Raw genomic sequence first — 9,346 nt, 5'->3', positions numbered from 1 at the left:
AGCCCACACCTAGTTCGCCAGAACACCCCGTTGATCACCATGCGGTGATCTGCCCACCGGCCGCCTCTGGCTCGAGTCTGAGGTGGGAGCAACGGCGCCAACCGCGCCCACTCCTCATCAGTCAGGTCGTGACGATCGAGCACCCGCTCGGTCTACCGCATCCACCGATCAAGATCCACGGGACACGCTCTAGCCCGGCGTCGAACCGGACGCGATCGAGCGCGACGTGCGCACCGGCACCCGGCCGTCGGCAGATCAACGCCTGACAACGATCCGGACCGTCTGCGACCTGACCTTGACCCCGGTTTCCCCGCGACCGTCGGGAGGCGGTGACATGACCAGGTTCCTTGCGCGTGCTCGTCGCCGGTGTGAAGGCGTCAAAGCGCCACTGCGACCGTCCTCGATCCACCGGGCTTCTTCAGCCGCTCCTGTGTCGGGTCCTTGACACGATCTGCATCCGCAGCTGTAGTATTGGTTGCAGCGGCACGACATGAACGCCACAGGGACGGCGACCGGTCGAGACGAGCGGAGGCTGAACATCAGGACAACCCCCGAGCATCTGGATCTTCATCGATGACCTGGTAGACGCGGGGCCCGGCCGATACGGCCGGGCCCCGCATTCATGCTTGCGACACCAACCAGCAGTGAGGCGCGAACCGAGTGGGAAGAGGATGCGCATGGGACTAGGGCAGCTCGACGATGATGACTACCCGGCGGTCACCATGGGACAGGCCGCTGAACTTCTCGAGGTGCAGCCGGCGTTCCTGCGCAGTCTCGACGCTGCCGGGGTGCTCCGACCCCAGCGGTCCGCCGGTGGTCACCGTCGTTATTCCCGCCGCCAGCTCGAGCTGGCGGCCCGCTTGCGGGAGTTGTTCGACCAGGGCATGACTCTCGACGCCGCCGCCCGGATCGTTGGGTTGCAAGACGAACTCGACACCGCCCGCGCCCGCATCGCCACACTCGAAACACCTTCGGAGTCGCAGCCTTGAGCTGTGGCACGGCGGCGACCTCGCCGTCGGGCCGGTTCGGATCGTTGCCGGATGCGTTTGCCGACCCCTGGGGTGAGTCGCCTCGGACGACCGGGAAACAGCAGTAGACGGTGAGGAGACACTGCGGCGAGGCCGTCGCCGCTCGGCAGCACCCGCGTTGTGTCACCCACCATGGCTGAGCGCGTTCCGTCAACGGTGGCTCGATCACGCTTCAGCGCGTCGGGTGCCGGAGCTGAACAGGCGGCGGCGATCTCGACCCGCACGCCTACTGGAGATCGTTGCAGTCCGTGGGCCACGTGGTCGTCAGGTCCGTACAGTCCAGGCGGTGGGTGTCTCGCAGGCCACATGGGCCGATGTGCTGTCCAGGGTGATCGACGAATCGCACCTCGTGACAGGCGAGCAGCTGTCGGCGATGACGAACCGTGCTGTGCAGCCGCTGGGGCTCACCGCCGAGGTTCTGATCGTCGATCTCGCCCAGCACGAGCTGCTCCCCATTCGTCCAGGGCCATCGACCTCCATCGCTGTCGAGGGCACTGTGGCGGGTCGTGCCTTCCAGCTGGGCGAGATCCAGGCGGGGACAGATGAGCGCGGCCGTCGGCAGCTGTGGGTCCCGATGCTGGACGGTACCGATCGTGTGGGTGTCGCGCGGTTCGGGCTCATGCCCGATGTCGTCGACGACCGCGAACTCTGGCGTCGCTGCTGGACGCTGGCGGGGCTGCTGGGTCACATCACGGTTGCCAAGATGCCCTACAGTGAGCGGCTGCGATGGCTGCGTGGGAACGGTCCGCTCACCCCCGCTGCGGAGCTGTTGTGGCAGTTCCTGCCGCCCCGAACGTTCGCCACCGAAGGGCTCGTCGTCACGGCGTTGCTCGAACCGTACGACCGAGTCGCCGGCGATGCGTACGACTACTCGGTCAATACCGACGACGCCTACCTCGCGGTCTTCGATGGCATCGGACACGACCTGCAGGCCGGCCAGACCACGGCGCTGGCCGTGACAGCAGTCCGCCACGGGCGTCGTGAGGGTCTGACCGATCTGGCGGCGTTGGCCACAAGCGCCGACGATCTCCTCATCGCACAGCCTGGGCCGCTGAGGTTCGTCACCGCCGTACTCGCGACCCTCGATACGCGCACGGGGTTGCTTCACTACCTGCTTGCCGGCCATCCGCCGCCGCTGCTGCTGCGCGCCGGGCGCACGATCAAGGAGCTCGGCGTTGCGCCCCGCCCACCGCTGGGAATCCGGCCGGCATCGGTCAGTCAACCGGTGATCGGGCGAGAACAGCTCGAACCCGGCGACAGGATTCTTCTCTATTCCGACGGTGTCACCGAGGCCCGTGACGGCGATGGGGAATTCTTCGGCGAGCAACGTCTGATCGACTTCGCCGAGCGGGTGGAGCTTGACGGGCTCCCTGCGCCGGAGACGCTGCGCAGACTTGCCGCCGCCATTCTCGCCCACCAGCACGGGATGCTCCAGGACGACGCCACCCTGTTGATGGCGGACTGGTCCGCGAATACCCACGAGCGGTTCTTCCCGAGACTCGACCGCATCACGACCCGCGAGTAGCGGGGCCCTTGAGCAGCAGATGGCGGGTCTGGGCGACCATCTCCAGGTGGGAGCTCCTCGGTGGCGATGTCGAGCATCATGCTGCGTCGCTGCTCGTCGGGCTCGTTCCAGCCCTGGGTGAAGTAGCGCATTGCCGCTGCGAGCTCGCCGTTGGGGCCGCCGAACTGCTCGAGCAGCATCTTCGCGAACGCGGGGTTCGGCTCGTCGACACTGACCTTTGACCACTGCGCCGATTCGACACGCTGTGCATCGGCCTCGCCCTGGTCCTGCTCGCCGGTGCCGCAGCTAGTAGCGACGTTGCAGCACGGCCATCGAGCGGGCGGGGATGCGCAGGCGGGAGGCAGCGGTGGGGTGGCGTCGACGGGTGTTGGCGAGCATTGGGTCGGCGGTGTCGATGACGATCTCCCAGCCCCGTCCGTAGGAGGGGTCGGGCAGGGTGAACGTGGACAGCTGGTGGTGGGCGTTGATGAGCAGCAGGAACGAGTCGTCGGTGATCCGTCCGCCCAGCTGGTCACGATCGGGGATGCCCTCTCCGTTGAGGAACACGGCGAGGCTGCTGGTGTGCTCACCGGTCCAGTCGTCATCGGTCATCTGCTGTCCGTCGGGACGCAGCCAGGCGATGTCGTCGATGTTGGAGCCGGCGATGGGGCGACCTTGGAAGAAGCGTTGCCTGCGGAAGACCGGGTGCGCCGTGCGCAGGGCGGTGAGTCGGGTGACGAACTCGGTGAGCACGTCGTTGCCGCGTGCTTCGGCCCAGTCGACCCAGCTCAGTTCGTTGTCCTGGCAGTAGACGTTGTTGTTGCCCTGCTGGGTGCGCCCGAGCTCGTCGCCGTGGGCGATCATCGGGACCCCTTGGGAGAGCAGCAGGGTAGCGATGATGTTGCGCTTCTGGCGCTCGCGCAACGCGATGACGTCATCGTCGTCGGTGGGGCCCTCGACGCCGCAGTTCCATGAGCGGTTGTGGCTCTCGCCGTCGTTGTTGCCCTCGCCGTTGGCGTCGTTGTGCTTGTCGTTGTAGGAGACGAGGTCGGCCAGGGTGAAGCCGTCGTGGGCGGTCACGAAGTTGATCGAGGCGATGGGTCGGCGGTTGTCGGCCTCGTAGAGGTCTGACGAGCCGGTGAAGCGTGCGGCGAACTCGCCGAGGCTCGAGGGTTCGCCGCGCCAGAAGTCGCGGACGGTGTCGCGGTACTTGCCGTTCCACTCCGTCCACAGCGGTGGGAATCCGCCGACCTGGTAGCCGCCGTCGCCGACGTCCCAAGGTTCGGCGATGAGCTTGACCTGGCTGACGATCGGATCCTGGTTGACCAGGTCGAAGAATGCGGAGAGGCGGTCGACGTCGTGGAACTCGCGGGCGAGGGAGGAGGCGAGGTCGAAACGGAAGCCGTCGACGTGCATCTCGGTGACCCAGTACCGCAGTGAGTCCATGATGAGGCGCAGGGATTCGTGGTGGCGGACGTTGAGGCTGTTTCCGGTGCCGGTGGTGTCGTAGTAGTGCTGTTCGTCGCCGTCGACGAGGCGGTAGTAGGCCTGGTTGTCGATGCCGCGGAACGACAGTGTCGGTCCGAGGTGGTTGCCTTCGGCGGTGTGGTTGTAGACGACGTCGAGGATGACCTCGATGCCGGCCCGGTGCAGCGACCGGACCATGGTCTTGAACTCCATCACCTGTTCGCCGCGGGTGCCGAAGCAGGCGTAGTCGTTGTGGGGGGCGAAGAAGCCGATGGTGTTGTAGCCCCAGTAGTTTGACAGTTCCTTGTCGGCGAGTGTCGAGTCGTGCACGAACTGATGCACCGGCATCAGCTCGACCGCGGTGACGCCCAGCTCCTGGAAGTGGCGGATCATCGCCGGGTGGGCGATCCCGGCGTAGCTGCCCCGCACGTCCTCGGGGATGTCGGGGTGGCGCATCGTCATGCCCTTGACGTGGGCTTCGTAGATGATGGTCTCGTTGTAGGGGATCCGCAGTGGCCGGTCGTTCGCCCAGTCGAAGAACGGGTTGATCACCACTGATGTCATGGCGTTGGGCCCGGAATCGGCGTCGTTGAACGCGTCCGGGTCATCGAACCGGTAGGAGAACAGCGACTCGTTCCAGGTGATGTGGCCGTCGATCGCCTTGGCGTAGGGGTCGAGGAGGAGTTTGGCGGGGTTGCAGCGGCGTCCCGTCGCGGGGTCGTGGGGGCCGTGCACGCGGTAGCCGTAGCGCTGCCCGGGCGCGATCCTGGGGAGGTAGCCGTGCCAGGTCAGGCCGTTGCGCTCGGGCAGCGGTACGCGCGTCTCGGTGCCGTCATCGCTGAGGAGGCACAGGTCGATCCGTTCGGCGACCTCGGAGAAGATGGAGAAGTTCGTGCCACCACCGTCGTAGGTGGCTCCCAGCGGGTAGGGCGAACCGGGCCAGATGTGCACATGTCCTCCGTCATAGCGTTCCATTGGATCGTGGTCACGGTCACCACCGGTACAGATCTGGCCGGCTGGCACCGTTGTCGTCAGGCGGCGCGCACCGATCCACGGCAACCGGCCGCGTCTCGGACGAGATCGATGATCGTGTTCGGAACGTCGGACTGCGGTGCGTGGCCTGCGCCGGGTAGCAGCCGGAAACGTGCACCCCGGATGCCGAGCAGGTAACGGGGTGTCTGTGCACTGGAGATCAGGTCCATGGTGCCTTGGGCGAGGATCACCGGGCAGGTGATGCGATCGAGGCCCGCGGGGACGTCGGTCAGGATCGCCCAGAACAACAGGCTCCAGTAGCCACGGGCGTCGGCGAAGCCGGCTCGCAATGCCAGCGCTTCGGTCTCGCTGGCGTCCCACGGGTGAGACCGCAACCCGGTGAGCAACATGGTGCGGCCGAGCGGTGTCTGCGACATCGGGCCGATGGCGGGACGGATGGTGCGCATGATGATGCGGGCCATGCTCATCGCGGCGCCCTGGAGGATGCGCTCCGGCGGTAGGTTCAGCCCGGACGGCGCGATCGCGACGACGGAGAGCGCGCGGCCCCGCACCGCCAGCTCCAGCGCAATTCGGGCGCCGAGCGAGTCGCCGAGCACGTGGACGTCACCGATCCCGAGCGCGTCGAGGTCGCGTTCGATCGCATCGGTCACCGCGGCAACAGTGGGACGGCCCATGATCGGGGCAGAGCGTCCGTGTCCGGGGAGGTCGACTGCCACGACGTCGAACTCGTCCTCGAGCCTGCTGCGCAGGGCGGCGAAGTCGTCGCGGGTGGTGCCGATCCCGTGTACCAACAGCAGCGGTTCGCCGGATCCGCCCCGATCCCAGGCGAGTTGGAGGCGGGTCGGCGCTGCATTGGGATGCGCGGTCGCGGGGGAAGGCGGTGCGGCACAGGAGGCCATGGATCGGTCCTTCGGGTTGCAGGTGGGGTCATGTCGTTGGTGCTGCGGCCGCCAACAGCCGCCGGCGCAAGGGGTCCGGACCCGCAACGAACGAGTGGTGTTTCGAGCAGAATGCTGCCCAACAGATCGAGCAGGAGTCAGGACAGTCGGTGTGGGGCGAGCGCGGCGAAGGGTTCGCAGCACGGTGGTGGCGCCGGGCATTGTCGCGGCCCGCAACGGCATGGACTCTCCCTGACTCAGTACGCCGCTGGCGATCAGCACGATGCGTTCGGTCAGCTCCGGGAAGGTCAGCTGCTGTCCATGCAGGGGGACCTCGTGCCGGGTCACGGACGCGCGCTGCGGAGTCGAGGTCGACCGGTCGAATACGCACATCGTCATGAACTGGTCTCTCATCGGGGAACGGGGCCGCGCACACAAGGTCGGTGGGCGGACGTGGCCCGAGGTCCGGAGGCCAAGCTTGTTGGTGATACCCCTCGGCGCCGGATCCACGCCTGCCTCGGGAGTGACGCCCGGCACCGCGGTACGAAGCGGCCTTCGGTGCTGGCCGCCGACACCTCGCCGACCGCGAACCGACGGGAGCGGCTGTTGGAATCAGCTCTGGTCGAGGCGGGGGACCATGACTTCGCGGATGATCAGCATCGCTGCGGCGGCCAGCGGGATCGCGACGAGCGCGCCGATGACGCCGAGCAGGGCGGCCCCGAGCAGCACGGCCACGACGGTGACCAGTGCGGGCACCTTGACGACGCCGCCGATGATTTTCGGGGTGAGGAGGTAGTCCTCGACGAGGCGGTAGGCGATGAAGAATCCGGCGGTCGCGATGCCGACCGGGAGTGACACCGTCAGCGCGATCAGGGTGACGACGATGCCGGCGATGGCGGAGCCGATGACCGGTATCAGGTCGAGGAGAGCGACGAACAGCCCGAGCAGAACCGCGTACGGGACTCCGAAGCTCAGCAACCAGATCGTCGTTGCGCCGCCGGCGATGATCGAGATGAGCAGGTTGCCCAGCACGTAGCCGCCGACCTTGGCGAAGATCTCGTCGCCGATCAGTATCACCCGCGGGCGCCGGCTGGCCGGAGCGAGCCGGTAGAGGCCGGCTCGGATGCGGGGGAGGTCAGCGAGGAGGTAGATGGTCAGCACGATCACGACGAGCCCGGACGTGATGGCGCTGAAAACCGCGAGCCCGGCGCCGAGCACCCCGCCTGCCAGCGACGTCACCGACCCGCTGCCCTGGCCGAGCGCGTCCTCGATGCTCTGCTGGATGTGGAACTGGTTGTTGAGCCCGCCCAAGAACGAGTTGCGGTCCTGGAGCGCTCGCAGGTAGGTGGGAACCTGGTTGACGAACTGGGTTGCCTGCTCGACGAGAACCGGGATGGCGAGCGCGAGGAAGCCCCCGATGAGCGCGACGGTCGCGAGGATGACGACGCTGACCGCTGCCCAACGGGGGAGGCGGTGGCGGGCGAGCCACGACACTGCCGGTTCGAGGCCGACCGCGATGAACAATGCGAGCCCGATCAGGACGAGCACGCTGCTGACGGTCACGATCGCGGCGACCACCCCGACGGTAACCGCTACCCCGGCTGTGGCGGCCATACCGATCCAGAACGGCGAGCGGCGATTTAACGGCTCACCTGGTGTTCCCATCGGTGCTGCGTCGGTGCTGATGCGGGCGGCGACGAGCTCGGCATCAGCGACGGGGCCCTCGCTGCTGTCATGGGGCTGGGCGACCAAGTCGTGATGTCCGCCATCAGTCCCCCGATCGGCTCCTTGTTCGTGCGTGAGTTCGTCCAGCTGTTCGTCACGGCCGTGATGCTTGTTCAAGTCAACCTCATAAAGGGTCGGTGCGGCCGCCGGCTCGGCACCGGGCCCGCTGCCGACCGATCGACCGGTCGGCCTCGCGGTGGCTACGGGGCCTGCGTGGCGTTCAGGTCCGGCGTGCCGGGCCGGACTCTTACGGCTCAGCCGGCGAACGGTACGACAGCAGCGATGTCCCCGCTGGACGAGGTGGACCACGACGAGCCGGGCGGCCACTCGCCCGGGTGATCGGCCGCGGCATGGTGCCCGGCGGAGTGCCGAATGTGCGACCTGACGTGTCGTCGGCGTGGTCGCGGGTATCCCGAACCCGGTCGGGCCTCAACGACGTCATTTGTGCCGCGATCGTTTCCCGCCGGCCGAATCCATGATCAGGAAGGCACGCGATGAGCACCGATCCGAGTTCCATCGGCTACACCGTCCCCGGTATGGAGGGGAAGGACGCCGCAACAGTCATCGACCTCCTGCAGGACCGTCTCAACGCGTTGAACGATCTCGCTCTCACGCTCAAGCATGTGCATTGGAATGTGGTCGGCCCGAACTTCATCGCGGTGCACACCATGCTGGACCCGCAGGTCGAGAGCGTCCGCGCGATGGTGGACGACACCGCGGAGCGCATCGCCACCCTCGGCGGATCTCCGACGGGCACGCCGGGGGCGCTGGTGTCGCAGCGCAGCTGGGACGACTACTCGGTCGGACGGGCCGACGCGATCGCCCACCTCGGTGCACTCGACGTGGTCTACACGGGTGTCATCGGTGATCACCGGGCCGCGATCGCCCGGACCGAGGATCCGGACCCGGTCACCCAAGACCTGTTGATCGCCCAGTCCGGTGAGCTCGAGCAGTTCCAGTGGTTCGTCCGCGCGCACCTCGAGCGTTCCGACGGGACGCTGCGTTCCGCGGGGGCGACCACCGAGGAGAAGGCCGCCACGCAGGCGTCCGGCTGATGTCCCTGGAGAGTGCGGTCGAATCGAGTTCCGCCCGCAACTGCTGCTCGACCACGACGGCGGCCTCGGTGGATTCCGTCTGGGCGGTGCTGGCTGACGGGTGGTCGTATCCGACCTGGGTCGTGGGGGCGGCCCGGATGCGTACGGTGAGTGCCGACTGGCCACGGGTGGGCGCGTTCATCGAGCATTCGGTGGGGTGCTGGCCGGTGCTACTCGATGACCGGACCGTGGTCATGACGTGCACACCGGGACGGACACTCACCCTGCGCGGCAAGGCGCGGCCGCTGGGGGAGGTCAACATCGGATTCGAGCTGACCAGCACGTCCGCCGGCGGGTGCACGATCCTCATGACCGAGGACGTGGCGACGGGACCAGGGCTGGCGGTGCCCCGCATGGTGCGAGATCCGTTGATCCGGATGCGGAACATCGAGACGCTGCAACGGTTGCGGCTGCTCGCCGAACGGAACGACAGCTGAGGGTGGTCATCGGTGCCGGAGTCCGGGACGTTGATGCGCCGGGAACAGGACCGCTCGAGGCGATCGAGCGTGCGCAGGCGCTCATCGCCGCGCGGCCCACGCCGCACCACCGCTCGACGATGCCGCGCTCCGCTGAGCTATCTGGCCGAGCGTCCGCGTCCGTAGAGGGCGGTGAGCAGGGCCGAGCTGGTCAGGCGGCGGGCGCGTCCGGTCCAGCGAT

Annotated in this window: 8 protein-coding genes and 1 pseudogene; 4 read left to right on the top strand and 5 right to left on the bottom strand. The window is 67.5% G+C overall.

The features are described 5' to 3' along the window. A partial coding sequence (locus tag ACFPFQ_RS29015; RefSeq protein WP_379624442.1) for a transposase occupies positions 1-143 on the bottom strand: 143 nt, incomplete at its 3' end. 534 nt (positions 144-677) lie between these two features. On the opposite strand from ACFPFQ_RS29015, the gene ACFPFQ_RS29010 reads away from it, so the two are divergent. After that, positions 678-989 carry a helix-turn-helix domain-containing protein gene (locus ACFPFQ_RS29010; RefSeq protein ID WP_379624440.1) on the top strand — a complete coding sequence of 104 codons (312 nt, stop codon included), beginning with the start codon at positions 678-680 and terminating at the stop codon, positions 987-989. Positions 990-1,314: 325 nt separating this feature from the next. Continuing rightward, positions 1,315-2,553 (top strand): PP2C family protein-serine/threonine phosphatase, encoded by a 1,239-nt coding sequence (locus ACFPFQ_RS29005; RefSeq protein WP_379624438.1) that lies wholly within the window; start codon positions 1,315-1,317, stop codon positions 2,551-2,553. A gap of 62 nt (positions 2,554-2,615) precedes the next feature. Here the strand turns inward: ACFPFQ_RS29005 and ACFPFQ_RS29000 are convergent. The 4 genes and pseudogenes from ACFPFQ_RS29000 to ACFPFQ_RS28985 form a co-directional block, all read right to left on the bottom strand. Next, positions 2,616-2,897, bottom strand: a pseudogene (locus tag ACFPFQ_RS29000) (manganese catalase family protein); the annotation flags it as partial. Continuing rightward, complete coding sequence (glgX, locus tag ACFPFQ_RS28995) at positions 2,839-4,950, bottom strand: glycogen debranching protein GlgX (protein WP_379624436.1); 2,112 nt, start codon at positions 4,948-4,950, stop codon at positions 2,839-2,841. The pseudogene ACFPFQ_RS29000 and the gene glgX, both read right to left, overlap by 59 nt. Positions 4,951-5,030: 80 nt before the next feature. Then, positions 5,031-6,218, bottom strand: coding sequence for an alpha/beta fold hydrolase (locus tag ACFPFQ_RS28990; RefSeq protein WP_379624434.1), 1,188 nt, complete (start codon positions 6,216-6,218; stop codon positions 5,031-5,033). A 264-nt stretch (positions 6,219-6,482) separates the two neighbouring features. Next, a complete protein-coding gene (locus ACFPFQ_RS28985; protein WP_379624432.1) occupies positions 6,483-7,712 on the bottom strand; it encodes an AI-2E family transporter in 1,230 nt (409 codons plus the stop codon). A gap of 377 nt (positions 7,713-8,089) precedes the next feature. Between ACFPFQ_RS28985 and ACFPFQ_RS28980 the strand changes: the two genes are divergently transcribed. Together ACFPFQ_RS28980 and ACFPFQ_RS28975 are read left to right on the top strand one after the other, a co-directional pair. After that, positions 8,090-8,650: a Dps family protein gene (locus ACFPFQ_RS28980; protein ID WP_379624430.1), complete on the top strand. Its 561-nt coding sequence runs from the start codon at positions 8,090-8,092 to the stop codon at positions 8,648-8,650. 233 nt (positions 8,651-8,883) lie between these two features. After that, positions 8,884-9,126 carry a hypothetical protein gene (locus ACFPFQ_RS28975; RefSeq protein ID WP_379624428.1) on the top strand — a complete coding sequence of 81 codons (243 nt, stop codon included), beginning with the start codon at positions 8,884-8,886 and terminating at the stop codon, positions 9,124-9,126. The last annotated feature ends 220 nt before the right edge of the window (positions 9,127-9,346 follow it).

The sequence above is a fragment of the Pseudonocardia sp. GCM10023141 genome (genome assembly GCF_042653605.1).
The sequence above is the reverse complement of the archived record's forward strand: the minus strand, read 5'-3'. Positions and strand labels throughout refer to the sequence as shown.